Raw genomic sequence first — 26,118 nt, 5'->3', positions numbered from 1 at the left:
TGTATTGATTTACACTTCTAAGGCTTTTTGAATATTATCAAGAACAGAGAATAGTTTTTTTATCTTTTGAACAATGCGTTGTTGCTCGGCAAGAGGAGGTAGTGGTATTTCAATTTTATGCAAAGCATTAGAAGATAGTCCAAGTAATCCTATACCTTTCCCTCCTATCAAATTGTTCTCTTTTAAATACGCCAATGTATAGTAGTAAAATGGTACACATAAATCAATCTTTGGACGAAGTCTATGAATGTGATTTTGAATGCAAATATCGTAATCATAGTTCCAAATTGCAGAGCGTCCAATATCGCCGCCTTCACACACAAGTAAATCCCCCTTTGTTACAGTGCATTTATCTAATTCACTCTCTTTGAAAGACATTTGCTTTATCACTGTAAAATCAAACTTATTCCAATACACATTTGAAGTAGTCAAATAATCTTTCATTACACCGTCCCTGTTGACTGAATTAAGGGCTTTACCTGTATTATGATTAAAAAGTTCCCCTAAAATTGTTTGTTGCCATCCTGCGGGATAATGCCCGTTATCACAAGGTGTAAAATTGGGATTTATACGCTTCAAAAGTTCGCTTGCCGGTTCATCATTCGGATCTTGCGGTACGAGTTTGCCGTGAATGGCAAGGTCAAGAATTTTGCTTTTTGTTTGCTTGATAGTGCTTTGCAAATCTGATTTACCTTGTTCTATTTGGTCAATTAAAGCAAACCATTTCTCTATTTCTACTACAATACGATGTTGTTCTGTAAGGGGAGGTATGGCAATATTCAAATTCAAGGTACTTTCTGAACCAATGTTACCTTGACTAACATTTCCTGTTTCTGTGGAAAATATCGCATCTAACACATATTCTCCTTTCAATACAAGACATAAGAAATCTATATTGATTTCTGAAGAAAAACATCTAAGACAACCAACACGTTGATTCAGAAGTAAATTCTTTTTAATTGATGGGACTTTTGCCGTGTAGAAGTAATCTCGTTTCCCTTTTGTCCCTGTCATCGTGAATAGAATATCGTCCTTTTTCAACAAGTATTTTTCTGTTGTCTTACCGATTACATCTTCAACAAACACGGGCTGTATATCAAGTATCAGATTGTCATTCTTGACATTCCCAATTCTTATAACTTGCCAATCAGATTGATTAACATATGTATTACTTTTATAGGCATAACCACCTTGAAAACTAACAATATCATCTAACCTGCACCACACCCATGAACTCGGCACTTCAAACGGCACGTTCTCATAATGGGGCGTATCAGAAGTCTTTGCAGACTTCTTGCTCCGCTTGATTTTTCCTTCTTTTATCAGTCGTTCTTTTTCAGCCTTGATTCGTTCGAGCAGAACTGATGCAGGTTCATCGTTAGGGTCTTGCGGTACAAGTTTTCCATGTATCGCAAGGTCGAGTATCTTTTGACGTAACGCTTTTGTATCCATTGTTGTATATCTGTTTGTAATTGTGCAGCCAAAAACTGCACAATTACTATTCATTTTCTTCCAGTTTCTTTAATTCCTCATTTTCTTCAAACTCTTCAATCCATTCCTTCACCTTGGCTTGCAATAAAGCCTTGTTGGGGAGATAGAGTTGATAAGCAGAAGCATAGATGTTAGTATCTTTAGGCAAGGTGAGTTCCACAAGTGCATCGTTCTTCTCCCGGCACAACAGAATGCCAATTGTCGGCTTTTCAAAGTCTTGTTTGACATAGCGGTCGTAATAGTTGACATACATCTGCATCTGTCCAAGGTCTTGGTGAGTAAGTTTGTCTATTTTCAAATCTATAAGCACATAGCATTGTAACAAACGATTGTAAAACACCAAGTCAACAAAGAAATGTTGCTCATCAAATGTGAACCTTTTCTGCCTTGCTTCAAAGAGGAACCCTTTGCCAAGTTCTAATAGGAATTGCTGCATCTTGTTGATAATGGCATTCTCCAATTTAGACTCTGAGTAAACTGCATCGGGTTTTAGACCAAGAAACTCTAATGTGATGGGATTCTTGATGATGTCCGATGGTTTCCCAATAGTTTGTCCTTCTTTCGCCAACCGCATTACTTCATCTTTGTTACGACTCAAAGCCAATCTCTCATAAAGACAGCTTCCTACTTGACGGCTGAGTTGCCTTTTAGACCATTGTTGTTGGGTACATTCTATTTCATAGAAGCTGCGGGCATCCGGATTTTCCACCCTCATCAGTATAAGATAATGAGACCATGAGAGAGCGAATGTCGTTTCAGAAAGATGTTCCTCTGCCTTCGGATAATCGGCTAACCACTGGTTAGCCTTTTGGCTCGACTTTGGACAACCACTGGTTAGCCCTTTAGAAAAGACAATATAAAACTGCCGTATATTCTTAAGCGTTGAATACGACCATCCATCTCCCAGCCTATCAGTCAGACGTTTAGAGAGTTCTTTCAGTACAGCCTTTCCGTATTCGGCTCTTGTCTCTCCCTTTTGCTCATATTCTACTATATATTGTCCAATATGGAACTTAGTATAGACCTCAGCAATATTGACGGCTGTTGCCACACGTTCCCTTGCCTGCGTGACAAGGTCAACAACCTTTAAGAACAGATCGTTTATATCTTTATCATTTGTGCTAATATCTTTTCGCATAGCTCAATTTTCTTCAATATTTGCAAGCAGTTTTTCAAGTTCAGTCACCGCTCTACTGATGGTCTGGCTCTTATCCTTGATGTCTGCCATCAGTTCTGCCAATGAACGGTCGTCCACCTCACCACCTTGTTTTATCCAAGTAATGTCAAGACTTGTTTTGTCTCTGGCAATAATTTCATCTACAGGGTATTTACGCCAACGACCTTGCGGATTATTCTCGGCATCGTAGGTCTCTACTCGATTATTGTAGCAAGAAACAAAATCATCCAAATGATGCCGTTCCAGTTTGTTGGTGGCAAGCGTATGCTTTATGTCTGTACGGTAATCGTAAAACCATATTTCTTTGGTTGGGTGTCCTTTGCTGAAAAACAACACGTTGGCTTTTACGCCTTGCGCATAGAAAATACCTGTAGGCAAGCGCAAGATAGTATGTAGATTGAAATCTTGCAATAAGCGTTTGCGAATAGTTTCACCTGCCCCTGCCTCAAAAAGGACATTGTCGGGAAGCACCACAGCAGCACGTCCTCCGGTTTTGAGCATAAGCATCATGTGCTGGAGAAAGTTTAACTGGTTATTCTTGGTTTCTACATAGAAATCCGGGCGGTTGATGTCCACAGAACCAGCCGGACGAGTTCCAAAAGGAGGATTGGCAAGTATCACATCAACAAGAGTTGACGGTTCTTTTTCCAAAGAATTCTCACAAACAATCGGACTACGGTCTGTACCGATACCATGCAAATAAAGATTCATGGAAGCGAGCGTCACCACTAAAGGCGTATTATCCACACCATGCAAAGCTTTGTCACGCAAGAAATCACGTTTTTCTTTACTTGCTGACTGACCTTTCATATAATCGTAAGCTGTAAGCAAGAATCCACCCGTTCCACAAGCCGGGTCACAAACCGTTTCACCCATTTGCGGATTGATACAATCTACCATTGCCTGAATAAGTGGACGAGGAGTAAAATACTGTCCTGCACCGCTTTTCTTGTCTTGCCCATTCTTTTCAAGAATACTTTCGTAGATAGCACCTTTCACATCACCGTCCATAATGAGCCATTGCTCCTCATCAATCATGGTGATAACTTTTTTTAGATAAACAGGTTTGTCTATCTTGTTTTGTGCCTTCGTATAAATTGTACCTATCAGATTATCCTGCTCGCTAAGCAATTTAAGGGTCTCTTCATATTGTTTTACCAAATCCAGACCATCAAGTGCTATCAAATCTGCCCACTGATAACCAGTTGGAATAGCCGACTCTTCTCCAAACATTTCTACATTTTCGACATCCATCTTCAAGAATAAAAGATAGGTCAGTTGGGTAATATAATCAGTGAATCCAATGCCTTGTCCGGCAAGAGTGGTTGCCAGATTCCATACTTTTTTGGTGAGCGATTGCTCTGTTGTATTATTTGTTGCCATTTCTTTATGCTGCTTTTCTTAAAACTACAAATGTGTAAAGTGAATGAAGTGCCTCGTCTGCCTTCTGCATATTACCAAACGCTCTAATCATTTGGGCTGCATGGGTAGCATCATCTTCACGAATATCCCTGACCGTACAAGCTCCATTAGAAGCAATATAATCCACAATACAACTGATAACCTCTCGCTGTTTGTCTGTTATTTCACGCTGGTTTTGTCCTAACCAAAGATTGAAAAACTGTTTAGAGGTAGTAACTACACTATCCAATCGTTCGATTTGGTGGAAAGCAAAGCGTACAAGTTGTATGATATTGGTCAATGCATCGCTTTCTTCTTTGGTAGTGGAACGCCTTACTACTTTAGGATTAACTATGGCATAAGAGTTCCAGAGTTGTTTGGATGTAAAATGATTGTTTGCCATTTTGAGTCTGTTCTCCAAATCCTTTAGCATCGAATAGGTTATAGGCTCTCCCTCATTGTTGTAAATGATGCGCAGTGCCTCTATTTCGTCATAGTATTTTTTACAAAAATCTTCAAAAGCCTCTGTCGTATTTTTTGCTTCCTCAATGGAAAACCCTTTGGAGATAAGCGTATCTTCACCCGGCATCAATGTATTGACGAATCCGGCTGCAAGTATCAGAAGGTATTTCCGGGCATCCGCATGATTGGCAAGCGGAGCGACTAGCCCCTTACGTTCATTGTTAGGCTCATCAGTGCTTACAAACTGTGGAAGAATGCCTTTCTCCAGTGCATCGTATATTCTGGCAGAAAGCTCCTTCATGTCATCATGAGACAGACGGACAAACTCTTTCCGTTGCGAATCATCCGCTTTATTGTATATTCGTGCAAGCGTTGCCGCAAGCCGTTTAAGGTATTCATCAGGAATATAGCCATGACTAATACGTTCTAACAGCTCCTTCAACGTAATTGTCTTTGTTGTAGGACCGTCGTCTATAGGTGCCACTGTTTGCGCATGTTCTGTCACGCCTACCGCATCAACCAAATAAAAACAATCCTTGCTGAATGCGTTCGGGGTAACATTGCGAAGTTGCTCATCACCAATAGTACGCACTCCACGCCCTTTCATCTGAATATACAAAGGCAATGACTCCACATCACGCATGAACATTACCACTTCCAGTGGCTTTACATCTGTTCCGGTGGCAACCAACGTACAGGTGACAGCAATACGGAAATCCTTGTCATTACGGAATTGGCGTATCAGTTCGTTACTATCGCCTGCTGAATAAGTGATTTTCTGAACAAAGCGGTCGTCAGTCCGTCCGAACACCTCTTTAGCTATCTGTACGATATTTGTGGCGTGAGCTTCATTGAGAGCAAATATCAAGGTTTTAGGTAAATAGTCCATATTCGGCTCACGTTGCGGGTCATTAAACAATTCTGTATAAACCACATCCCAATAGGTTGAAAGGATTAACTTTATCTGTGCCGGATTAATGACACTCCGATTAAGTTCTTTATTGGTGTAGGTTTTGGTTTCCTTGTTTCTCACAGTCTTAACCTCACCCGTATATCTCGTTTCTTCCTTTACTCTCTCACCCTCTAATATAGCTCCCCCAGTTTCCGTAACTTGCGTTTTTATTCGATACACCCTACAATCCACATTCACACCATCAACGATACTCTTTTCTAAGGTATAATTGACAATGATATTATAGTTAAAGAATTTCTTTGTCTCTTCAATCGGGGTTGCTGTCAAACCGACAAGTCGAGCCGTATCGAAATACTCCAACACCTTGCGCCAGTTCCCATAAATGGAGCGATGGCACTCGTCTATGATAATCATATCAAAGTAATCGTGCGGTAAGTTGGGATTAGGAGGCAAGGTTACCTCCTCTGCTGGTTCGTTCTCATCATCGTTATCGTTATCCTCAATAGTTTCTCCTTTCAAGAATGAGAATAGACGTTGTATTGTAGAAATAACGACATTGCTATCAGAAGGGATAGAAGACGAGCGAAGACGATTGACCGTAAAGATAGTATTGAAAGCATCCCCGTTCTCTGTCAGACGAAAAGTTCCGAATTCTCCCTCGGCTTGTTTTCCAAGATTATTTCGGTCAACAAGAAACAACACTCTACGCATGGGTGTATAAGAAAGCATTCGGTAGGCAGCAAGACAAGCCGTATATGTTTTACCCGCACCGGTGGCAAGAACCATCAACGCTCGATTTTGCCCAGCACGGAAACTCTTTTCAAGTTCTGTTACCGCTTCATATTGACAATCACGAAGCCCTTTCTTTTTCAATGTTGGAAGTCCGGCAAATGTATCCTCAATCCCCAGTTTCTTAACCAATTCATGTGGCGTAGGGATAGCCATTATCGGCTTGAAATAAGAATCCGGTTCACGAAAATCGCAGAAATATAGTTCCTTGCCATTCGAGGTAAAGATAAAAGGCAATGGCTTTTGGTATGTCTGATAGATATTCGGAACACTTCTTGCGTATAAGGCCGCTTGCTCGCATACTTTTGAAGCAAAAGCATCCGTTTCTTCACGTTTAGCCTCAAGCACGCCCACTGCTTTCCCATTAATAAAAAGGAAATAATCTGCTTCAAGATTTCCTTTCAATAAACCTTCTCTTATAGCTACAGCCGTACAAGTAGGTTCATAAGCATCCCTATTGACAACTTCCCAACCTGCATCAGTAAACCACTGGTCTATCTTTATTCTTGCTTTTTCTTCAGGAGTCATGTTCTTAATATTGTATATTATCGGAAGTTCATAGATACATCTGCAATAAACTGCAAAAGGTCTCCGATCCTCCCAACCTAATTAAATACTATTGTAACCTTTCCTTTTTATCGGTTATCAAATCTTTCAAATCAACTTGTAATATCTCCGCAATCTGTTGCAAGGTTTCCAAATTAGGCTGAATTCTATTACAGGCATAGGCATTGACCATACTAAAACTCTTGTTGAGCTGTTTAGCTAACCACGTTTGAGAAATACCTTTTTCGGATAAAACAGTCTTTATTCTATTCAGTTTCATTCTTTAATATGATTTTATAGTGCAAATGTAGTGAATTATATTCGATAATTCGGGTCTTTTTTGTATTTTTGTACGCAAAAACATAAGCATATGGGACATAAATGTTATATTTCTTTTAAAACAGAAGATAGTTGGTATAAACGAGAAATACAAAAATGGAGTGCCAATGAAAAAGTTGACATGATAGACAAGTCGCTAAATACCCCTATTAATTCTGAAGACGAAGACTATATTATGCGAAAAATCAGAGAAGATTATTTGTCTGATTCAACGGTTACAATCTTCTTGATTGGGGCACAGAGTGCAGAGACTTTGGGGTGGAAAGAACAGAAATTTATAAAGAGAGAGCTACAAGCGTCATTGTATAATAGCGAAGGTAATACTCGAAACGGAATTTTAGGAGTTGTATTACCTTCAATGTATGATTCAATATACAAAGGACAACATATATGCTCTATCTGTGGTAAAAGTCATAATACTGTAGCTATTAACGATGCGACTACTATTAAAGAATTTAGTAAAAATTATTACTTAAATAATCACGGAAAATGTGCATATGATGAAGATGATCGATTTTGCATCTTAGTTAAATGGGATGACTTCAAATGTAATCCTAACGCTTATATTGAACAAGCATTCAATAAGCGTAATCATCCTATAGCAAGTGAAGTAATTGTTAGACCTAAATGAATTTATAAATAATGGAAAGGAATTTATGTTTTATAGTAATGGGATTCGGCAAGAAAAAGGATCCAGATACTAACCGTACTATTGATTTAGATGCTACGTATAAAAAAATAATCCGTCCTGCCGTAGAATCCGCTGGATGCAAATGCATACGCGCTGACGAGATTGTAGAATCTGGAATAATTGATAGAAGTATGTATGCACTCTTATATTACGCTGACATTGTTATTGCAGACATATCAACTTTTAACCCTAATGCAATATACGAATTAGGAGTACGTCATGCATTACGTCCATATTCTACAATAATCATTAAAGAAGATGAAGGGAAAATACCGTTTGATATTGGACACGATAGAATAATAAGTTACAAACATTTAGGAAATGAAATTTCAGAAGCAGAAGCAAAGAAATGTATTCCGCAGCTTCGAACTTTAATTCAAAGTGTCATCAATGAGCCTAAAACGGATAGCCCACTTTATTCTTACATTCATCAAATAAAAAAACCGGAAATTTCAGAAGAAGAAATCTCCAGTATCATTGGAGAATTGAAAAATAATGAAGATTCTATTTATGCTTTGACTGAGATGGCGAAAGATAATATGGCAAAAGGTGATTTTGTTAAAGCAGAACAATTGTGGGAGAAATTGTGTTCTAAAACAGAAAATGAAAAATACTATATTCAACAACGAGCGTTGTGCCGTTACAAAAGTGAAGTACCATCTACACAAAGAGCGTTGACCGATGCTATGCTAATAATGGCGAAAATAGGAAACCAAACAGATACAGAAACTCTTGGAATTTTAGGAGCAATAAATAAAAGATTATGGGAAATAACATCCGATAAAAGTTATCTTAACTCAGCCATAGATTCATATAAAAAAGGATGGAATCAATATAAAGATTATTATACAGGTGAAAACTATGCAACTTGTATGTATATAAAATCATTGCATGAGATATCAGAAGAACTAAAGACACATTCTATAGTTGAAGCCAAACTCACATATGCTGAGATTATTGATATAATTCTGAAATCTCTTGAAGACCCAGAAGCCGAAGAGTTGCTTTGGAAATATGCTTCTTTATCTAATGCCTATCTTGCATTAGGCAACCATGCTGAAGCTGAAAAGTATGAGAGACTATTTCACGACCAGCAACCCTTACAATGGCAAATAGATAGTTTCGAGAAAACAAAATCAATTTTAAAGAAATAAAAACATGGCTAAAACATATAAAATTTTCATTAGTCATTCTTGGTCACATGTAAATGACTTAAAATCGTTAAGAAACCTTCTCGAATCAAGAGGGTACTTTAATGTTGAATTTACAGAATTTCCACCAACAGATTCTATAAATTCAATGAATACATATTACATAAGACAGCGAATCTCAGAAAGAATAGCGGCTTCGGATATTGTTTTAGGTATCGCTGGAATCTATGCTTCATATAGTGATTGGATGAAATGGGAGCTTGACAAAGCTATAGAAAAAGGAGTTCCAATTATTGGGGTAATCCCAAGAGGACAAGAGCGAATTTCTGCTATTGTAAATGATAGAGCCGACGAAATTGTTCATTGGAATACAGAAAGCATAGTATCTGCTATACGAAAACATGCGAAATGATATTACGATGGTCAATTTCGATGAATACATCCAGCAAGGCGAACCGCAAAAGCGTGAAAGAGGCTATGCTTGGCAAACGGCAATAGGACTTCAAGCGGTAGATGGCTTGAAGCCCTCGGATTATCTTATTGAAACTGCTCGCAAGCATATTGAGGGAGACATAACCATTGATGAAGTACAACAACTTATCAAGAGTTACTACGATTCAAAAGACATTCGTACTGAAAAGGATAACGAAACAGAAGAAGCGGATAAAGTTTCTGCCAATATAACCAAACTATTGAATGAGCGTTCATTTGCTTTTACCGTAGCCGGATTGACCGCCATTCATCGGCGTATATTTGATGGAGTATTCAAGTTTGCCGGACAAATCAGAGATTACAATATCACCAAAAAAGAATGGGTGCTTCGTGGCGATACGGTATTTTATGTATCTGCTCCCGACATTCGCAGAGCCATAGAGTATGATCTTGAACAAGAAAAGGCGTTTGATTATACAGGATTATATATAGACCAAATTGTCACTCATATTACCCAATTCGTATCCGGGTTGTGGCAGATTCATCCGTTTGGAGAAGGCAATACCCGAACAACAGCAGTGTTCACCATCCAGTATTTACGCTCGATGGGATTCAATGTCGAGAACGACCTTTTTGCCAATCATTCTTGGTATTTCCGTAATGCTTTGGTTAGAGCCAATTATCAAAACATACAAAAAGGCATCAAAAGAGAGCCTGTGTATTTAGAACGATTCTTCCGAAATCTATTGATAGGAGAAAACAATGAATTGAGGAATCGTTTCATGGTGGTTAATGCCCCCGAAGACATGGGTATCTCCACCCCGACAAGTACCCCGACAAGTACCCCGACAAGCTTAGATAATCCATTACAGATAGATAATGAAAATATCAACCGTTTAATAGAGGTACTTGCAAACAATAGATTATCAGTCAAAGAGATGATGGCAGCCGTAGGTTTAAAGAACCGTGAAAATTTCATGGAATACTCTCTCAATCCAGCCATAAAAGAGGGATTTGTTTCTATGCTCTACCCAGACAAGCCCCGTCATCCTCGTCAGAAATACATGTTGACGATTAAAGGATTGGCGGTGTATAACTCCAATAACATGAAATAATGATAGACGAGAACAATATACCCTCTATTCAACCCGACTTTGAACGGATTAAAAAGCAAGATAATAAAGGTTTAGAGTATTGGACTTCTCGTGAGTTGTGCACCGCATTAGGCTATGGCACATACCAAAAATTCAATCGTACTCTAAACAAAGCTATCGCCATAGCCAATAAGAAAGGTTGTAACACTACCGAGCATTTTAATGCTACGTTTGAGATGGTCAAACTAAATTCCGGCTCCTTTCGTAAGGTGGAGAATATACATCTATCACGAATCGCTTGTTTGATGATTGCTGAAAATGCCGATAGTAAGAAGCCACAAGTACAGATAGCAAAAGAATATTTCAAACAAGAAATATCAACTCCTGAATTAATAGACAACAGTCTATCTTCCAACATATTGCTATACAAGACGAAACAAGGAGAAAGCCGTATAGAGGTCATCTTCAATAATGAAACATTTTGGATGTCGCAAAAGCGAATGGCCGATTTGTTTGGTGTTGAAACGAATACGATCAATAACCATCTGAAAGAGATATTCAAAAGCGGAGAATTGGAGGAGAGTTCAGTTATTCGAAAAATTCGAACAACTGAACTTGATGGCAAGAACGATGATACATTGTTCTACAATTTGGATGCGGTTATTGCTGTTGGGTTTCGTGTGGGCAGTTATCAAGCGGGCCAATTCCGGATGTGGGCTACATCGGTTCTAAAAGAAATGATCATAAAAGGATTTGTATTGGATGATGAACGCTTGAAACAGGGCAAACATTTTGGCAAAGATTATTTTGACGACCTATTAGAACGTATCCGAGAAATACGAGTTTCAGAACGTCGGTATTATCAGAAAATCACCGATGTCTATGCCGAATGTAGTGCCGATTATGATCCTAAGGCTGAGACCACCCTACAATTCTTCAAGAGGGTGCAAGATATGATGTATTGGGCTACTTCCCATCAAACGGCAACCGAAATCATCTATTCAAGAGCAGATGCCCAAAAGCCCCACATGGGACTTACCACGTGGAAAAACGCTCCTGACGGCAGAGTCCAAAAGTCGGATACAATTATCGCCCAGAATTACTTGTCCGACAAAGAAGTCTCAGCTTTCAATCGTCTATCAACCGCATTCCTTGATTTGGCCGAACTTCGTGCCGAACGGCAAATCATCTCCACAATGGCAGATTGGAAAAAGCAATTGGATGATTTCCTGACTCTATATGAGTATGACAAATACAATGAGGCTGGCACCATTTCTGCCGAACAAGCGAAAGAAAAGGCATACGCTGAATATGATAAATTTCGCTTTATACAAGACAAGGAGTTTCTTTCGGATTTTGATAAAGAAATCAAGATATGGAAAGAGAAGGAGGGGTATGGTAAGGATTAATTCTATCTATAAACACTATTAACAGGAACATAAGATGAACCATAACGGCATATTCTCACTATCTTTTCCCGAAACTAAGACAATAATTGTTTCCGGTGATATTCATGAGACTTTAATCTGTTGGTGTTCAAACTATGTATCCAATATTAGATGCTCGACATTATGGAGTTCTGTCAAATATATTAATTATACCATTTCGGGTATAATATTGATACAATAAGCAGAATTATACCCGATAGGATATAATAGTTGTTACAAGCATATAAGTGTTTCTGTTGGGACATACAAACATTTTCCATTGTGGGCAAACGGAAGCAATTACATTTTTTCAAGCGAATAATTCAACTTCATTACACTTTTTCAAACGAATATAACCCATTTCTCTACACTTTTTCAAGCGAATCGAGTGTATATCTACAAAAGTTTTCTGGCTCTATAACCGTTTTTCTACTGTAAATCAACCTCTTTGGAAGAAAAAGTCCACGCAAACCACAGAAATCCCAAGAAAACCACTACCTTTGTATTCAACAAGCGTTCTGTAACACACCTACGGAAATGCCCTATCACTCAACACCTTGTATCTGATAGCGGACATTCCACAAAAAGGCTGAAAAGAGGCGGTACAACACGTATATGCAAAGCTATGAAATACAGCGGTTTGCATTTGTCCCTACATTCTGTGCATTTGTCAAAACTGTGGTTGTACCGATTAAAATGAATGGTCACTGATAATCAGTGATGTAAATATGCTGGAACCGAACTTTCTGTTGGCATTATTAGCATATATGGAATCGGCAGCCACACATCTTAGGGACATTCAATAAATATTGGGATATTATTATGATAAAAGCATTGCCAAAAACTATGGAGGTGCATTAAATCCCCTTGTTTCCATGCTTGACTCAAGATCACAAAAAACTAGCCTTATCGATCTAATGTTTATACGGCCGATTTTAATGCGATCCTGCGTCAAGCGCAAGATATGGAATATTAATTTGTAGCTTCCTCAATCGAGAATTGAGAAATTTTAGAATACCCCCAAGTCGCTATCTTTGTCGAATCTGCGTTGAATGTCAAAGGATACTTCACACGATAACTTACAATCTTCTTCCCTGCTGCCGATTCTTTTCCTTTCAACATAGAATATAATGTACCTCCTTCAACAGCGATCGGGTCCATAGCATTGCTAATGGTTGGTGCTTTCCCTTCTTCCCGCTTTTGAGCACGTAAGCACAACGTATAAACACGGTCCGTTCCATCAACAGTTTCAGGTTCTTGATTAGAATCCATCGACATTATATATGTGTTCTTCTGATCCGTCAACACAGATGTAAAAGTAGGAATAACAACGATTCTCTTATAATTATTAGAAAATAACAATGCACTTTCGGAACCAGACAAAAGCAATTCATTATCTAATGCCATTGAGTCCAAAGGAGAATAACTCAAATCATATTTTGCTAATGGAGAAGAAGCAGCTCCTGTCGCCACATAAAAACCATTTGTACTGGCATTCGCATTATCCGCCGAATCAAAATCGACCGTAAAATTAGCCAACACACAATCTCCAGCACTATAAGTCGGATCATTTGCAATTGTAGCAACATACAACGGATAATAGCCCAATGGATAAATCAGAGTTCTCATCGTAGAAGAATAATCGACTATAGCATAACTTGAAAGCTGCTGTGTATTACCGCCGCCGTCCAAACAAGAGGTTAACGAAAACATACCCGCAGCGATTGCTGCTAACCCTAAAACTTTAAGTTTCTTCATTTTTACTGTTCTTTAATTTTATATTGTTTATTATTTATTAGTTCTTACTCAAAAACCGAAACGGAAACCCGCCTGCAAATTCACATTAAACGGTTTCTCGGAACGGATCGTCTCAATATCGCTTCCGTTATCGAAATAATAACCGGCTCCCACCTCCGCATAAACACTTAAGAAACGGAGCAACGGATAGCTGGCACCGGCCCGGGCATTCACAGACCACATCCATTCTTTCATACGGATATGCTTCTTCTCGTGACGGATTTCATTGTTTTCCACAAATATTTTGGCATTCAACTTACCAGCAACATTAATCTCGGTCATGGCCCCCGCCGCTGCATAAAATTGAATACGCTTCCATTCTGCTATTTTATAGGACAAAGAAAGAGGAATTCCAATAAAATGTAACTTCTGTTTCGTCTCACCATGATATATAGCTCCGGTCTCCCATTCGGAAGAAAGGAATGTATAATTTAAACCAGACTGGAGGGAAAAACGGTCATTTAGAGAATAACTGACACCTAATCCGATCGAAACTGGTGTCTTATGGCGAATATTTGTTTTCGGAGATTGACTATTGAAATACGGGGAATTCAATTGCAACAGTTCCTGATCCGTCATCAACGTATTCTTCAAAGCATAGGCATTTAATGAATTAGATGTTCCAGCACTCACGCTACCACCTCCCATTCCGAAACTCCATCTTTTCGCCCGTACTTTCTTTTCTTCTGTTTTCACAGGCGCTGCATCCGCAAATAAAAAGTGTGTTCCGGTCAGCGTTGCCGTCTCGGTCACCGCTATCGCTTCGGACGCTTCGGATATTTTAGAAGAAATCACTACAACAGTATCACAATCTTCTTCTGGCGAAAGGACAACTTCGTCTACAGTTATATCCGACCGGGACGTAGTTACGGCCGTAACTTGCGCAACAGCACGTTTTGCTATCCGGTCAACCGGCTTGGAAGCGACGACTGCTGGTGTCACCGATTCGGATCGTTCAGTCAGCCTGTTTTCAACAGCCTCGGTTTCTTTCTGTATCGTTTCGGCTACAGGCAGATGTTCCCGGTCGCGGTTAAAAACATAGACTCCTCCTGTTACAACCAATAAAGAAATAACAGCAGCAGCCCCCCAATAGCGTAAAGTCCGCCGGAAAGGGACAGATTTTTTAACCGGCAAACGGTCAGCTATTGCCTCCCAATCACCCGGCATCGTATCCGCTTCAAAGTCTTGTAACTTCGAACGGAACAAATCGTCAAATATATCTCTTTCCTTATCCTTCATTTCTTTATTACTCAATACAATTCATGAATCCTGCGTTGCAATAATTGTTTGGCACGCGTGAACTGCGACCGGGATGTACTCTCCGTTATATTCATCATCTCGCTAATCTCCTTATGTGAATAACCTTCTATTGCAAACAGATTAAACACTGTACGAAAACCAGCAGGAAGCTCCTGCACAAGTTTCATCAACTCGACTGCCGACATATCGGATATAGCAGAACTATCTGGATGAACCAACTCCACCGTATTATCCAGATCGACTGCTTCACGCAAAACATCCGATTTGCGCAAATACTCCAACGCACAATTGACAAAGATCTTTCGCATCCACCCCTCAAACGACCCAAGTCCCGAATAAGAATCCATACTGGTGAAGACTTTCACAAAACCATCCTGTAGCAAATCACGGGCAGTTTCCCTGTCGCTAACATAACGCAGACAAACTCCCATCATTTTACGGGAATACGTTTCGTATAGCTCCTTCTGAGCCAGCCTTTCCCCATTCCTACAACCCTCTATCAGTTGTTTCTCCGTCATTTAGTGTGTGCCTTCATGCCCTTTCCAGGACCATACATTTATTATGATGTTCAAATTATCCGAAACGCTGCATTCCGGATAAATTATTTTTCTTGAAAACGCACAAAGATACTGTATTCTGGCAAATAATCGGAATCGGTATCAATTTTTAGACACAGATTTCACAAATTATGTAACCCATACCTAAATATGCTATAAAGCGATATGTCAAAATATACTTGCCCCTTACTTTTTTAGCAAGGGCAACCAGCTCCATTGTCCACCGGAGTATTCCAGGGTTTCCTTCCAAACCGTTAATATTATTTAGGATATTTAGAAAGATAATAATAGGTTTCTTTCGATAGCACGCTTTCTATATGATAGCGAGTGGAAGATGAAACGGAAAATATATATCCCCGCTCCGAAGTCGTATCGACAGGCAGATAGATGGAAGTATCCCGGATTCCTGTCATCAGGATATTCCGGGCGGATGTCGGATTGATCGAATCCGTCAGCGAATAATAGACGGTATAAGTCAACACGTCCTTTACCGAATCCGGTTTCTGCCAGGAGAGCTTCAACTCATCCTCTTCCTTTTCCACCCGTATCTCTTCCGGGGCTGCAGGAACCGTATCGTCCAACCAGGACAAAGGAGGAAGTTGTGCCGGATATTTATAATATTTATCCTTCAACTCATCGTATATCCCTTTCGTATTGTCGAGGATATTCGCACAACGGAAGAATGTACAGCCGGCCCCTCCGTAATAACGGCTGTAGTCGATCTGATCCGTTATATCGTTGACGGTCCAGTCTGCCTCTTCTTTCAACATCCGGTACGCGCCCAATCCGGGAACCACAAGGCGTCCGTTGCGGTTATCTACCCAATTGTCAACAAACGGGAAAAAGTTATCATGCAGGTAATACATCATCGGGACGATCATATCCTGCTTCCCGTTCTGCATCCACATTTTCGGATCCTGGAAGACACTTTCATAAGCCGTCCATCCGGCGTTCGGAACACGTTCGATGCGGTTATACTTGCCGAGCGGCGAACTGCTGACCTGTATCCAAGGCTTTACCGATTTCACCCAGTCATAAATGCGGTAAACCATCTTATTGATATTCTCCCGGCGCCATTCTGCCAGCGGGCGTTTCTTACCATATTTATTATACAAGTTTTTATCCGGGAAAGATTTTGCCTGTTCCGGATAGCGGATATAATCGAAATGGATGCCGTCGATATCGTATCCGTTCACCAACTCCTTCACTAAAGACAACACATAGTCGGAAGTTCCAGGAACGCCGGGGTCTAAATACCATTCGCCGTTATGACGCTTGCAGAGTTTCGGCTGACGCCTGACAACCGAGAGCTTTCCCTGTTCTATCACACTCTTGTCCGTGCCTAGCGGGAAAGTTACAAACCAAGCATGGCATTCCATCCCCCGTTTGTGGCATTCGTCGACCACGAAAGCCAGCGGATCATATCCCGGCATCATTCCATATTTTCCAGAGAAAATTTTGCTTGCCGGTTCAATAGCCGAACGCCAGATGACATCGCCACGCATACGGACCTGCAAAAAAACAGTATTGAAATTCGCATCCTGCAAACGGTCCAGAATGTCACAGACATCGCGTTGTTGCGCCTTTCGCCCCGTCTCCGTCGTTGCCGGCTTACGTGGCCAGTCCAGACCATAAACAGTTGTCAGCCACACTCCCCGAATCTCACGCTTGGGAGGTTCGACTGCATTCGAAACCAATGTCAGTAACAAGAGCAATAACGACAGGCAATATTTTCTCATTTCACACATTTATTCAGCGGTACAAATGTACTGCTTTTTGCGCTTCTTCGGGATAGTCGGTAGTCAGAAAGTCCACACGCTTCTCGATCATCTCTTCCATCACCTGAGGATCATTGACCGTCCAGACATTGATTTTCAGTTTCAGATCTTTTGCTTCGGCAAACCATTCCGGATGTTTCTGCATCACCTTATAATTATAGTCGAGACCGGCAAAACCGAGTTCTTTCAACTGTTTCGGAGACAAGTCGCCGTTCAGGTAGTAGACCGGAGTCTTCGGGGACAGACGGTGAAGCTCCTTTGCGGCTTCCAAACTGAAAGCGATATATTCGGTGCGTTTCGTCAATTTCTTACCGTTCACCATGTCGACTACAATCTTTGCCGCTTCCCGATCCCGCAGGGGAGTCGCATGGGATTTCAATTCGAAAATCAGCTTGGTCTTTTTCAGCTTCTTCGCCCTGTCCAAATACTGTTCCAACGTCGGAAGCGTTTCGCCGTTCGAAAGTTTCAGGTCTTTCAGCTCCGCATAGGAGGCCGTCTGGATATCCTTTCCTTCTATTTTACGGTCATGGTACACAACCGGGACATTATCAGCTGTCAGGTGTACGTCAAACTCGGAACCGTATACTTTGATCTCATTCGCCCGCTCCAACGAACGAATAGAGTTTTGGGCGGACCCTTCCGTTTTCCAATAACCGCGATGAGCGATCACCTTTGTCTTTCTTTTAGCCGACACGGGAACCGCCATCAGTACACACAAAAGAAAAAGAAGAGAGAGTTTCAAGTGTTTCATAACGAGAGAATAAGTTCAATGAAATTATTTTCCAATCTCCGACAAATAGCGCTCCGCCTCGATTGCAGCCGCACAACCGCTACCTGCAGCCGTAATGGCTTGGCGATAATGTGGATCAGCCACGTCTCCGGCAGCAAATACCCCCGGCACTCTTGTCTTCGGCGTACCCGGAACCGTCTTAATATAGCCAACCTCGTCTGTTTCGACCCAGGGTTTGAATATCTTGGAATTCGGAGTATGACCGATAGCCAAGAAGAAACCGTCAATTGCTATATCCACCTTTTCTTCGTCCGGTTCACCCATCCGTTTTACCAGATGTGCACCTTCGACACCGTCTTCACCGAAAAGACCGATCGTGTTATGCTCGAACAAGACCGTGATATTCGGAGTGTTCAGGACACGTTCTTGCATGACTTTGGATGCACGCAAATACGGTTTGCGGACAATCAGATACACTTGTTTTGCCAAGCTGGACAGATAAAGTGCTTCTTCACAAGCCGTATCACCACCACCTACAACAGCCACCACTTTCTTACGATAGAAAAAACCGTCGCAAGTCGCACAAGCCGAAACACCCATTCCGGCATATTTCTGCTCATCCGGCAATCCTAAATATTTGGCAGTCGCACCGGTCGAGATGATCAGCGTTTCCGTCTCAATCACTTTTTCACCGTCAATCGTCACTTTATAGGGAGCAGCAGACAAATCTGTCTCAGTCGCAATGCCAACGCGGATATCAGCACCGAAACGGGCAGCCTGCTTCCGCAAGTCTTCCATCAGTTCCGTACCGGTAACGCCTTCGGGATAACCGGGAAAATTCTCTACTTCGGTAGTAGTCGTAAGCTGTCCGCCCGGCTGAATGCCTTCGTAGAGGACAGGGGACAGATTTGCACGTGAAGCATAGATAGCCGCAGTATAACCGGCAGGGCCTGAACCGATAATCAGGCAACGAACTTTTTCATTCTGAGTTGTATTCATCGTTTTATGATTTATGAGTTATGATTGATAATTTATGGATTATGATTTATGCGTCGATAATAAAATCATAATTCATAAATCACCTCAAATCTATTATTTCAGCATCAGGATAGTCTTTTTCGTTAAAAACAAAATAGCTATCCGGTTGGTTTACTCCCGTTTTCATTTTGCTGATACGGATCGTACTGCTGATCCCATTCTTTGAAAAAACGGCGATCGAAGCCGGAAGACCGGAAAACTTCTCTATCTGGAGCTCCACCCGTACGATATCGCTTTTCTTTTTAGGAACCAGCTCGATATCATGAGCAGCTTTGCCGCTCGGAGACGTGCTCTCGCCCTTATATTTAGCGGTAAATCCTTTTTCATAGGAACGGAGCAACAGGGTCGGATTCGTAGCCTGCAACTCCTCGCCGGTCGGGGTGGAAACATTGACTTCCTCATTACGCTCGACAAACGACCATTGTGTCGTTCCATCAAACCAAGTGATCATATCAGGAGTCTTCAGTACGAATTTATCACCTTTAATATCGACCGTACCATCAAAGCTTTCCGACACTTTCTGCACATCCGAACGTGTCTGCATCGTAAAGTAAGCAGTCAAGCCGTTAGAATCTTCATAAGCAGAAGCAGCCTTATCCAAAATGGACGTAGCGTTCTGTGCCAATACCCTCACACCGGATATAGTCCAAAAACACAGGAAAACAACAGCCAAAATGCGGCAAACTTTTATTTTATTATCTCTTTTCATGTCGTTTTTTATTTATGATTTAAACTCCCAATCATTAGCAGATCTCAAAAAGGGCTTATAGCACTCAAAACATGTCAATATAGATAAACCAACAGCCCATCCCCATAACTCATAAATCATTTCAACGAATTCAACAACTGCTCCAGGCTGTATTCGTCCTGAATCAAGACCTGACGGGCTTTACTACCCTCGAAAGGACCGACAATACCCGCCGCTTCCAATTGATCCATCAAGCGACCTGCACGGTTGTAACCGATTGCAAACTTTCGCTGGATAAGCGAAGTCGAACCCTGCTGCTGGATCACAATCAGACGGGCTGCTTCATCGAACAACGGGTCTCGATCCGACAGATCCACCGTCCCGGCCGAAGAAGATTCACCGCCTTCACCTATATATTCAGGCAACAAATAAGCAGTCGGATAAGCCATCTGCGCACCGACATAATTCACGATATCTTCCACTTCCGGCGTATCGACAAACGCACACTGAACACGCGTCGGCTCGCTGCTTCCGGTAATCAGAACCAGCATATCTCCCTTACCGATCAAACGGTTAGCCCCCGGGGTATCCAAAATCGTACGGGAGTCAATCTGAGACATCACCTTAAACGCAATACGGCTCGGGAAGTTACTCTTGATCGTCCCTGTAATCACTTTCGTATCCGGGCGCTGGGTTGCCAGGATCATATGGATACCAACCGCACGAGCCTTAGCCGCAATACGCGAGATCGGCAACTCGATCTCTTTGCCAGAAGTCGCAATCAAGTCGGCAAACTCATCAACGATTGCAACGATATAAGGCAGAAACCGATGTCCTTTCTCCGGATTCAGACGGCGGGAAATGAATTTTTCATTATATTCCTTTATATTACGCGCCGAAGCCTCCACCAATAATTTATAACGATTTTCCATCTCGATCACCAAAGAGTTCAAAGTCGCCACCGCATCCCCCGGCTCCGTCACGATCGGTTTGTCGGCATTCGGCAATTTCGCCAGATAATGGCGTTCGATCTTCGAATAAATGCTAAATTCCACCTGCTTGGGATCGACCATCACGAACTTCAATTCGGCCGGATGCTTCTTATACAGCAAAGAGGTGATAATCGCATTCAAGCCGACCGATTTACCTTGTCCGGTCGCACCAGCCACCAACAGGTGGGGAGTCTTGCACAAGTCGAACATAAACACTTCGTTGACAATCGTCCTTCCGATCGCCACCGGCAAATCATACGTACATTCCTGGAATTTACGCGAAGCGACCACCGACTGCATCGAAACAGTCTGCGGCTTATTGTTCGGAACCTCGATTCCGATCGTTCCTTTACCCGGCATCGGTGCGATAATACGGATCTGCAAGGCTGAAAGGCTCAAAGCAATGTCATCTTCCAGATTCTTAATCTTGGAAATACGCACACCTGCTTCCGGGATGATCTCATAGAGCGTAACCGTCGGTCCGACTGTCGCCTTGATAGAAGCGATATTGATACCGAAGTCCTCCAACGTCCGCTTGATCATCTGCTGGTTCTCTTCCAATTCTTCGCGGTTTACCTCGACATTGCCCGAATCATAAAATTTCAACAGGTCGAGCGTCGGGAACATATAACGGGACAAGTCCAGGCGTGGATCATATTTACCCAATTGAGACTGATCGAATTCCTCCTCTTCTTCGGGCACTTCCACTTCGAAAATCGTGTTATTGCCATTGCCGGCCTCGACAACCGGATCATCCCCACGGGCTACTTCAAATTCAAAATCATCCTTTTGCGGGACTTCCGTTTCCACTTCGGCTTTCCGCATCTCGGTTTCCGTATCGAAAACATACTCGTCCGGCCCGATGTTTTCTTCTACTGTCTCACGATATGCAACAGGCTGAGGTGCAGCCACTGTTTTTTCAACAGGGGCATAAACCTCTGCTTCCCCTTCCACATCTTCTTCCTCTTCCGGCACTTCCGTCGTTTCACTCTTATCCCGTTTCAAACGGTTCTTTAGCCATCCGAAAGAGAAGACATTTTGCAGGAACGGGATCGTCCGTTTACTGGTGAAGATCGCAACAATCAGGAACAAGCCGACCAGCAGCAGGACCGTTCCCGGTATCCCGATATTATTCATCATCACCTCCGACAAATAATATCCGTGCTGTCCCCCCAAATAAATAAACGTATCTTCATATCCGCGGATAAAGATAAAAGCAAAGAACAACGATCCCCATATCAGCATGGCCGCACTAAACAGGAAACGTTTCAACAACGATACCCGGCTCAGGTTCATTAGCTTCGCTCCGACTGAACCGAGGAAAAACAGGATCAGGAAAGAAGAAATCCCAAACCACCGGTTCATCAGCAAATCGGCAAGAAAAGCCCCGCGCACCCCCGTCCAGTTCTCTACTGATCCACGATTGATCACCAGGTCCGACAACGGGATATTCTCGATCTTGCTCTGATCCGCCCCTCCCGTAAAGAAAAACGAAATCAATGCCAGACCTACATATATGGTAACAATGGAAATAACCAATCCGGTAATAAAACGGGTCCGCTCGCTGGTAAAAAAGTTCCGAATCCCTTTAAATTTACTTTCCCCGTTATTCGTATTTTGTTTTGCAGTCGTCTTTTTAGCCATTACACAATTAAATTTACAACACGCAAATGTACATAGAAAATTTCAAGTTCCCTACGACATTCGCATTTCCCTTAGGCTCCAATCTCAAAATTCCGGCAAAACATTTGGGTGCGGTATCCTATATTAGCTTTACAAAGAAAAAATTGCTACTTTTGCAGATTATAAACGCAAGGTATCTACTAAGATAATTAGCATGGAAAAAGAGAACAACCCGATATACGAACGCAATACGCTGGAATTCGTAACAGTTGCACTGGAATTTTGTACGTTTGTCGAGAACGCCGGCAATACCGGTCTTTTCGACTTTCTGGATAAGGCAGTCAAGATCTTGCCCTTGCTGTATCTGAAAGCCACCCTTCTACCCGAAGCGGAAGAAGACGAAGATGCAGAACCGGAATTGACCGTCACGGAAGACATGTACGAATCGGTCCGCAACCGGATCGCCGGACTGCTCGGAGAAAAAGACTCCTATCTCGAAACGTTCCATCCGGATATGCAATACAGCGACACGCCGATCGCCGCCTTTATCTCGGAGAATCTGGCCGATGTTTACCAAGATACGGGTAATTTCATCTCTCTGTTCCGTCAAGGCAATGAAGAAGTTATGCTCGAGGCAATCGTATTGTGTCGTAAAAACTTCTGCGAATTCTGGGGACAACAATTATTAAACGCATTAAAAGCACTCCACGCCGTGCGATACAGCGATGAAGAACTTTTAGAAACCGACAAAGAAGAATGACACAACAATACACACATTCGATAACAAAAGAGGCAATATCCGAGCTTCCCTTAGAAGAATTTACCGGAAGGATCATTGTGATCGACACATTGAGGGATGTTGAGAAAGCAGTCGGCTACCTCTCCGAATTCCAGTCCGTCGGGTTCGACACGGAAACCCGTCCGAGCTTCAAGAAAGGACAACGTTACAAAATATCGCTTATGCAAATATCGACCGACGAAGCCTGTTTTCTGTTCCGCCTGAACCGGATCGGTATTCCGGAAGCATTGGAAGAATTTCTGGCGAATGAAAAGGTGCTGAAGATAGGCCTTTCACTGCGCGACGATTTCGGGGCGATGCGGAAACGCACGGACATACAACCCGCCAACTTCCTGGACTTGCAGAATTATGTCGGGCAGTTCGGCATCGAAGACGCCAGCCTGCAAAAGATATACGCCATCCTCTTCAACAAGAAGATCTCGAAAGGACAGCGTCTGAGCAACTGGGAAGCCGACGTCCTCAGCGACGCACAGAAAAAATATGCAGCCCTTGACGCATGGGCCTGCCTGAAAATATACAATCAATTGAAACAGATATAAATGAAGGAGTGTAAAGTATTTCTCAAACCGAAAAAAGAGGAATCGTTGCTACGTTTCCACCCGTGGGTATTCTCCGGTGCTATCCAAACAATCGAAGGTGAACCGGAAGAAGGCGACTTGGTAGAAGTTTATGGTACGAACGGACGCTTTTTAGGTATCGGACATTATCAGATAGGCAGTATCGCCGTACGCATCTTATCTTTCAAGCCAGTCACGATAGATGCCGCTTTCTGGGAAGAACGCATCCGTATCGCTTACACACTGCGCCAGACACTGGAACTTGCCGGAGTGGAGAACAACAATACATATCGATTGGTGCATGGAGAAGGAGATAATCTTCCGGGACTAGTCATCGACATGTATGCCCACACCGCCGTCATGCAGGCGCATTCTGTCGGCATGCACTATGCACGCCATCAGATTGCCGAAGCCCTGAAAGCCGTGTTGGGAGATTCTTTACAGAACATATATTACAAATCGGAAGCGACTTTGCCTTACAAGGCCAACTTAGGCAGCGAAGACGGCTACCTGTACGGTGGTGAAGTGGAGGACATCGCTCTTGAGAACGGCCTGAAATTCTGTGTCGACTGGCAAAAGGGGCAAAAGACAGGTTTCTTTGTCGATCAGCGCGAAAACCGGTCGTTGCTGGAACGCTATGCCAAAGGACGCTCCGTACTGAACATGTTCTGCTACACTGGCGGCTTCTCGTTCTACGCCATGCGGGGAGGAGCCAAGGTCGTTCACTCGGTCGACAGCTCTGCCAAAGCGATCTCGCTGACCAACAGGAACGTGGAATTGAACTTTCCAGGCGATCCGCGCCACGAAGCTTATGCGGAAGACGCTTTCAAATATCTCGAAAAGATGGGAAGCAACTACGATCTCATCATCCTGGATCCACCAGCTTTCGCCAAACATAAAAACGTATTGCGCAATGCCTTGCAAGGTTACCGCAAACTGAACGCCATCGCTTTCGAAAAGATCAAGCCAGGAGGTATCCTGTTCACCTTCTCCTGCTCGCAGGTGGTAAGCAAGGAAAACTTCCGTCTGGCCGTATTCAGTGCTGCCGCCCAGTCCGGGCGCAGTGTCCGCATCCTGCACCAACTGACACAACCCGCCGACCATCCGGTCAACATTTACCATCCGGAAGGGGAATATCTGAAAGGGCTGGTACTTTATGTAGAGTGAGAAGAGGTATGAATTATGATTTATGACTTATGCATCGATGATAAATGATAAATCATAATTCATAAATTTAACTGAGGAAGGCGTAAAATATATACGGAAATATTTCTTTATTTCGTAATAGGTTGTACCTTTGTCTCGCTTTTAAGAGAGATAGAAGTATTATTATATAAGTAAAACATAAAAACTTATTATTATGTCTAAAGTAACAGTTGTTGGCGCCGGTAATGTAGGTGCTACTTGCGCAAATGTTCTTGCCTTCAATGAAGTGGCAGACGAAGTTGTAATGCTTGACGTTAAGGAAGGTGTTTCCGAAGGTAAAGCAATGGATATGATGCAGACTGCTCAACTGCTGGGTTTCGATACTACAGTTACAGGTTGCACAAACGACTACGAAAAAACAGCTAACTCAGACGTTGTTGTCATCACTTCAGGTATTCCTCGTAAACCAGGTATGACTCGCGAAGAACTGATCGGTGTTAACGCTGGTATCGTTAAGAGTGTTGCTCAGAACATCCTGAAATATTCTCCGAACGCAATCCTGGTAGTGATCTCCAACCCGATGGATACAATGACTTACCTGTCATTGAAGTCTCTGGGTCTGCCGAAAAACCGTATCATCGGTATGGGCGGTGCTCTGGATAGCTCCCGTTTCAAATATTTCTTGTCTCAGGCTTTAGGTTGCAATGCTAACGAAGTCGAAGGTATGGTAATCGGCGGTCACGGTGACACGACTATGATCCCGTTGGCTCGTCTGGCTACTTACAAAGGTATTCCCGTAAGTAAGTTGTTGAGCGCTGAAAAACTGCAGGAAGTTGTCGCTTCCACTATGGTCGGCGGTGCTACACTGACTAAGCTGTTAGGTACTTCCGCATGGTATGCACCGGGTGCAGCAGGAGCTTATGTTGTCGAGTCTATCATCCACAACCAGAAGAAGATGATTCCTTGTTCCGTTTACCTGGAAGGTGAATACGGAGAATCTGATCTTTGCATCGGCGTTCCTGTTATCCTGGGTAAGAACGGTATCGAAAAGATCGTTGAACTGGAATTGACAGCTGAAGAAAAAGAACTCTTCGCCAAGAGTGCAGCAGCCGTTCACAAAACAAACGAAGCGTTGAAAGAAGTCGGCGCTCTTTAATAATCGGAAAAAAGGTTTGATAATATAGAAGAAGGTGTGTCGTAATACCCGATGCGCCTTCTTTTTTTCGTTGACTATAAAAAT

At 42.3% G+C, this 26,118-nt stretch carries 22 protein-coding genes; 9 read left to right on the top strand and 13 right to left on the bottom strand.

Annotated elements, in window-relative coordinates; translation table 11 throughout:
- Nucleotides 1-9: 9 nt before the first annotated feature.
- From KTG12_RS05405 to KTG12_RS05385, 5 genes are all read right to left on the bottom strand, one after another.
- A complete protein-coding gene (locus tag KTG12_RS05405; protein WP_117719740.1) occupies nt 10-1,452 on the bottom strand; it encodes a restriction endonuclease subunit S in 1,443 nt (480 codons plus the stop codon).
- A gap of 46 nt (nt 1,453-1,498) precedes the next feature.
- Entirely contained in the window at nt 1,499-2,629 is a 1,131-nt protein-coding gene (locus KTG12_RS05400) for a YhcG family protein (RefSeq protein ID WP_087375726.1), read from the bottom strand.
- Nucleotides 2,630-2,632: 3 nt separating this feature from the next.
- Nucleotides 2,633-4,051 (bottom strand): class I SAM-dependent DNA methyltransferase, encoded by a 1,419-nt coding sequence (locus KTG12_RS05395; protein WP_155143497.1) that lies wholly within the window; start codon nt 4,049-4,051, stop codon nt 2,633-2,635.
- 4 nt (nt 4,052-4,055) lie between these two features.
- Nucleotides 4,056-6,761: a DEAD/DEAH box helicase family protein gene (locus tag KTG12_RS05390; RefSeq protein WP_087375728.1), complete on the bottom strand. Its 2,706-nt coding sequence runs from the start codon at nt 6,759-6,761 to the stop codon at nt 4,056-4,058.
- Between the two features lie 88 nt (nt 6,762-6,849).
- Nucleotides 6,850-7,059: a helix-turn-helix domain-containing protein gene (locus tag KTG12_RS05385; protein ID WP_087375729.1), complete on the bottom strand. Its 210-nt coding sequence runs from the start codon at nt 7,057-7,059 to the stop codon at nt 6,850-6,852.
- Nucleotides 7,060-7,149: 90 nt separating this feature from the next.
- Between KTG12_RS05385 and KTG12_RS05380 the strand changes: the two genes are divergently transcribed.
- The 5 genes from KTG12_RS05380 to rhuM are packed head-to-tail and all read left to right on the top strand — an operon-like array spanning nt 7,150 to nt 11,895.
- Nucleotides 7,150-7,749: a TIR domain-containing protein gene (locus tag KTG12_RS05380; RefSeq protein WP_087375730.1), complete on the top strand. Its 600-nt coding sequence runs from the start codon at nt 7,150-7,152 to the stop codon at nt 7,747-7,749.
- A gap of 11 nt (nt 7,750-7,760) precedes the next feature.
- Complete coding sequence (locus KTG12_RS05375) at nt 7,761-8,963, top strand: tetratricopeptide repeat-containing protein (RefSeq protein WP_087375731.1); 1,203 nt, start codon at nt 7,761-7,763, stop codon at nt 8,961-8,963.
- A 4-nt stretch (nt 8,964-8,967) separates the two neighbouring features.
- Nucleotides 8,968-9,372, top strand: coding sequence for a TIR domain-containing protein (locus KTG12_RS05370; protein WP_087375732.1), 405 nt, complete (start codon nt 8,968-8,970; stop codon nt 9,370-9,372).
- Between the two features lie 7 nt (nt 9,373-9,379).
- Nucleotides 9,380-10,507, top strand: a complete 1,128-nt coding sequence (locus KTG12_RS05365) for a Fic family protein (RefSeq protein WP_087375739.1) — start codon at nt 9,380-9,382, stop codon at nt 10,505-10,507.
- Nucleotides 10,507-11,895: a RhuM family protein gene (gene rhuM / locus KTG12_RS05360; RefSeq protein WP_087375733.1), complete on the top strand. Its 1,389-nt coding sequence runs from the start codon at nt 10,507-10,509 to the stop codon at nt 11,893-11,895. Before KTG12_RS05365 ends, rhuM begins: the two co-directional genes overlap by 1 nt.
- Nucleotides 11,896-12,885: 990 nt before the next feature.
- On the opposite strand, the gene KTG12_RS05355 is transcribed toward rhuM, so the two are convergent.
- The 8 genes from KTG12_RS05355 to KTG12_RS05320 all read right to left on the bottom strand — a co-directional run bounded on the left by KTG12_RS05355 (nt 12,886) and on the right by KTG12_RS05320 (nt 22,397).
- On the bottom strand, nt 12,886-13,671 hold the full coding sequence (locus tag KTG12_RS05355) for a hypothetical protein (protein WP_122115528.1): 786 nt from the start codon (nt 13,669-13,671) through the stop codon (nt 12,886-12,888).
- Nucleotides 13,672-13,719: 48 nt separating this feature from the next.
- Nucleotides 13,720-14,949 carry a porin family protein gene (locus tag KTG12_RS05350; RefSeq protein WP_022321557.1) on the bottom strand — a complete coding sequence of 410 codons (1,230 nt, stop codon included), beginning with the start codon at nt 14,947-14,949 and terminating at the stop codon, nt 13,720-13,722.
- An 11-nt stretch (nt 14,950-14,960) separates the two neighbouring features.
- Nucleotides 14,961-15,488: an RNA polymerase sigma factor gene (locus tag KTG12_RS05345; protein ID WP_005640846.1), complete on the bottom strand. Its 528-nt coding sequence runs from the start codon at nt 15,486-15,488 to the stop codon at nt 14,961-14,963.
- A gap of 299 nt (nt 15,489-15,787) precedes the next feature.
- Nucleotides 15,788-17,266 carry a glycoside hydrolase family 10 protein gene (locus KTG12_RS05340; protein WP_022321559.1) on the bottom strand — a complete coding sequence of 493 codons (1,479 nt, stop codon included), beginning with the start codon at nt 17,264-17,266 and terminating at the stop codon, nt 15,788-15,790.
- 13 nt (nt 17,267-17,279) lie between these two features.
- Complete coding sequence (locus KTG12_RS05335; protein ID WP_022321560.1) at nt 17,280-18,056, bottom strand: glycerophosphodiester phosphodiesterase family protein; 777 nt, start codon at nt 18,054-18,056, stop codon at nt 17,280-17,282.
- 24 nt (nt 18,057-18,080) lie between these two features.
- Entirely contained in the window at nt 18,081-19,034 is a 954-nt protein-coding gene (gene trxB, locus KTG12_RS05330; protein ID WP_005640840.1) for a thioredoxin-disulfide reductase, read from the bottom strand.
- Nucleotides 19,035-19,113: 79 nt separating this feature from the next.
- Nucleotides 19,114-19,782: a LolA-like putative outer membrane lipoprotein chaperone gene (locus KTG12_RS05325; protein ID WP_005640839.1), complete on the bottom strand. Its 669-nt coding sequence runs from the start codon at nt 19,780-19,782 to the stop codon at nt 19,114-19,116.
- Nucleotides 19,783-19,898: 116 nt separating this feature from the next.
- The gene (locus KTG12_RS05320) at nt 19,899-22,397 is read right to left on the bottom strand and encodes a DNA translocase FtsK (protein WP_138272767.1); all 2,499 of its coding nucleotides are present in this window, start codon (nt 22,395-22,397) and stop codon (nt 19,899-19,901) included.
- A gap of 193 nt (nt 22,398-22,590) precedes the next feature.
- Here KTG12_RS05320 and KTG12_RS05315 point away from each other — a divergent pair, with 193 nt between their 5' ends.
- The 4 genes from KTG12_RS05315 (at nt 22,591) to mdh (ending at nt 26,034) form a co-directional block, all read left to right on the top strand.
- The gene (locus KTG12_RS05315; RefSeq protein ID WP_005640837.1) at nt 22,591-23,136 is read left to right on the top strand and encodes a DUF5063 domain-containing protein; all 546 of its coding nucleotides are present in this window, start codon (nt 22,591-22,593) and stop codon (nt 23,134-23,136) included.
- Nucleotides 23,133-23,714 carry a 3'-5' exonuclease gene (locus KTG12_RS05310; protein WP_005640836.1) on the top strand — a complete coding sequence of 194 codons (582 nt, stop codon included), beginning with the start codon at nt 23,133-23,135 and terminating at the stop codon, nt 23,712-23,714. The genes KTG12_RS05315 and KTG12_RS05310 overlap by 4 nt, the downstream gene beginning before the upstream one ends.
- The gene (locus KTG12_RS05305) at nt 23,715-24,899 is read left to right on the top strand and encodes a class I SAM-dependent rRNA methyltransferase (RefSeq protein ID WP_005640835.1); all 1,185 of its coding nucleotides are present in this window, start codon (nt 23,715-23,717) and stop codon (nt 24,897-24,899) included. It abuts the gene before it with no gap.
- Nucleotides 24,900-25,092: 193 nt separating this feature from the next.
- Nucleotides 25,093-26,034, top strand: a complete 942-nt coding sequence (mdh, locus tag KTG12_RS05300) for a malate dehydrogenase (RefSeq protein WP_046452366.1) — start codon at nt 25,093-25,095, stop codon at nt 26,032-26,034.
- The last annotated feature ends 84 nt before the right edge of the window (nt 26,035-26,118 follow it).

It is taken from the genome of Parabacteroides sp. MSK.9.14 (assembly GCF_019041495.1).
GTDB lineage: Bacteria > Bacteroidota > Bacteroidia > Bacteroidales > Tannerellaceae > Parabacteroides > Parabacteroides merdae.
The sequence above is the reverse complement of the archived record's forward strand: the minus strand, read 5'-3'. Positions and strand labels throughout refer to the sequence as shown.

Excerpts from the sequence above, each read along its gene's own strand:
- KTG12_RS05355 (WP_122115528.1), bottom strand. The coding sequence starts at position 13,671 with ATGAAGAAACTTAAAGTTTTAGGGTTAGCAGCAATCGCTGCGGGTATG.
- mdh (WP_046452366.1), top strand. The coding sequence starts at position 25,093 with ATGTCTAAAGTAACAGTTGTTGGCGCCGGTAATGTAGGTGCTACTTGC.
- KTG12_RS05375 (WP_087375731.1), top strand. The coding sequence starts at position 7,761 with ATGGAAAGGAATTTATGTTTTATAGTAATGGGATTCGGCAAGAAAAAG.
- KTG12_RS05395 (WP_155143497.1), bottom strand. The coding sequence starts at position 4,051 with ATGGCAACAAATAATACAACAGAGCAATCGCTCACCAAAAAAGTATGG.
- KTG12_RS05325 (WP_005640839.1), bottom strand. The coding sequence starts at position 19,782 with ATGAAAAGAGATAATAAAATAAAAGTTTGCCGCATTTTGGCTGTTGTT.
- KTG12_RS05380 (WP_087375730.1), top strand. The coding sequence starts at position 7,150 with ATGGGACATAAATGTTATATTTCTTTTAAAACAGAAGATAGTTGGTAT.
- rhuM (WP_087375733.1), top strand. The coding sequence starts at position 10,507 with ATGATAGACGAGAACAATATACCCTCTATTCAACCCGACTTTGAACGG.
- KTG12_RS05385 (WP_087375729.1), bottom strand. The coding sequence starts at position 7,059 with ATGAAACTGAATAGAATAAAGACTGTTTTATCCGAAAAAGGTATTTCT.
- KTG12_RS05305 (WP_005640835.1), top strand. The coding sequence starts at position 23,715 with ATGAAGGAGTGTAAAGTATTTCTCAAACCGAAAAAAGAGGAATCGTTG.
- KTG12_RS05390 (WP_087375728.1), bottom strand. The coding sequence starts at position 6,761 with ATGACTCCTGAAGAAAAAGCAAGAATAAAGATAGACCAGTGGTTTACT.
- trxB (WP_005640840.1), bottom strand. The coding sequence starts at position 19,034 with ATGAATACAACTCAGAATGAAAAAGTTCGTTGCCTGATTATCGGTTCA.
- KTG12_RS05340 (WP_022321559.1), bottom strand. The coding sequence starts at position 17,266 with ATGAGAAAATATTGCCTGTCGTTATTGCTCTTGTTACTGACATTGGTT.
- KTG12_RS05370 (WP_087375732.1), top strand. The coding sequence starts at position 8,968 with ATGGCTAAAACATATAAAATTTTCATTAGTCATTCTTGGTCACATGTA.
- KTG12_RS05350 (WP_022321557.1), bottom strand. The coding sequence starts at position 14,949 with ATGAAGGATAAGGAAAGAGATATATTTGACGATTTGTTCCGTTCGAAG.
- KTG12_RS05335 (WP_022321560.1), bottom strand. The coding sequence starts at position 18,056 with ATGAAACACTTGAAACTCTCTCTTCTTTTTCTTTTGTGTGTACTGATG.
- KTG12_RS05320 (WP_138272767.1), bottom strand. The coding sequence starts at position 22,397 with ATGGCTAAAAAGACGACTGCAAAACAAAATACGAATAACGGGGAAAGT.
- KTG12_RS05405 (WP_117719740.1), bottom strand. The coding sequence starts at position 1,452 with ATGGATACAAAAGCGTTACGTCAAAAGATACTCGACCTTGCGATACAT.
- KTG12_RS05400 (WP_087375726.1), bottom strand. The coding sequence starts at position 2,629 with ATGCGAAAAGATATTAGCACAAATGATAAAGATATAAACGATCTGTTC.
- KTG12_RS05310 (WP_005640836.1), top strand. The coding sequence starts at position 23,133 with ATGACACAACAATACACACATTCGATAACAAAAGAGGCAATATCCGAG.
- KTG12_RS05315 (WP_005640837.1), top strand. The coding sequence starts at position 22,591 with ATGGAAAAAGAGAACAACCCGATATACGAACGCAATACGCTGGAATTC.
- KTG12_RS05365 (WP_087375739.1), top strand. The coding sequence starts at position 9,380 with ATGGTCAATTTCGATGAATACATCCAGCAAGGCGAACCGCAAAAGCGT.
- KTG12_RS05345 (WP_005640846.1), bottom strand. The coding sequence starts at position 15,488 with ATGACGGAGAAACAACTGATAGAGGGTTGTAGGAATGGGGAAAGGCTG.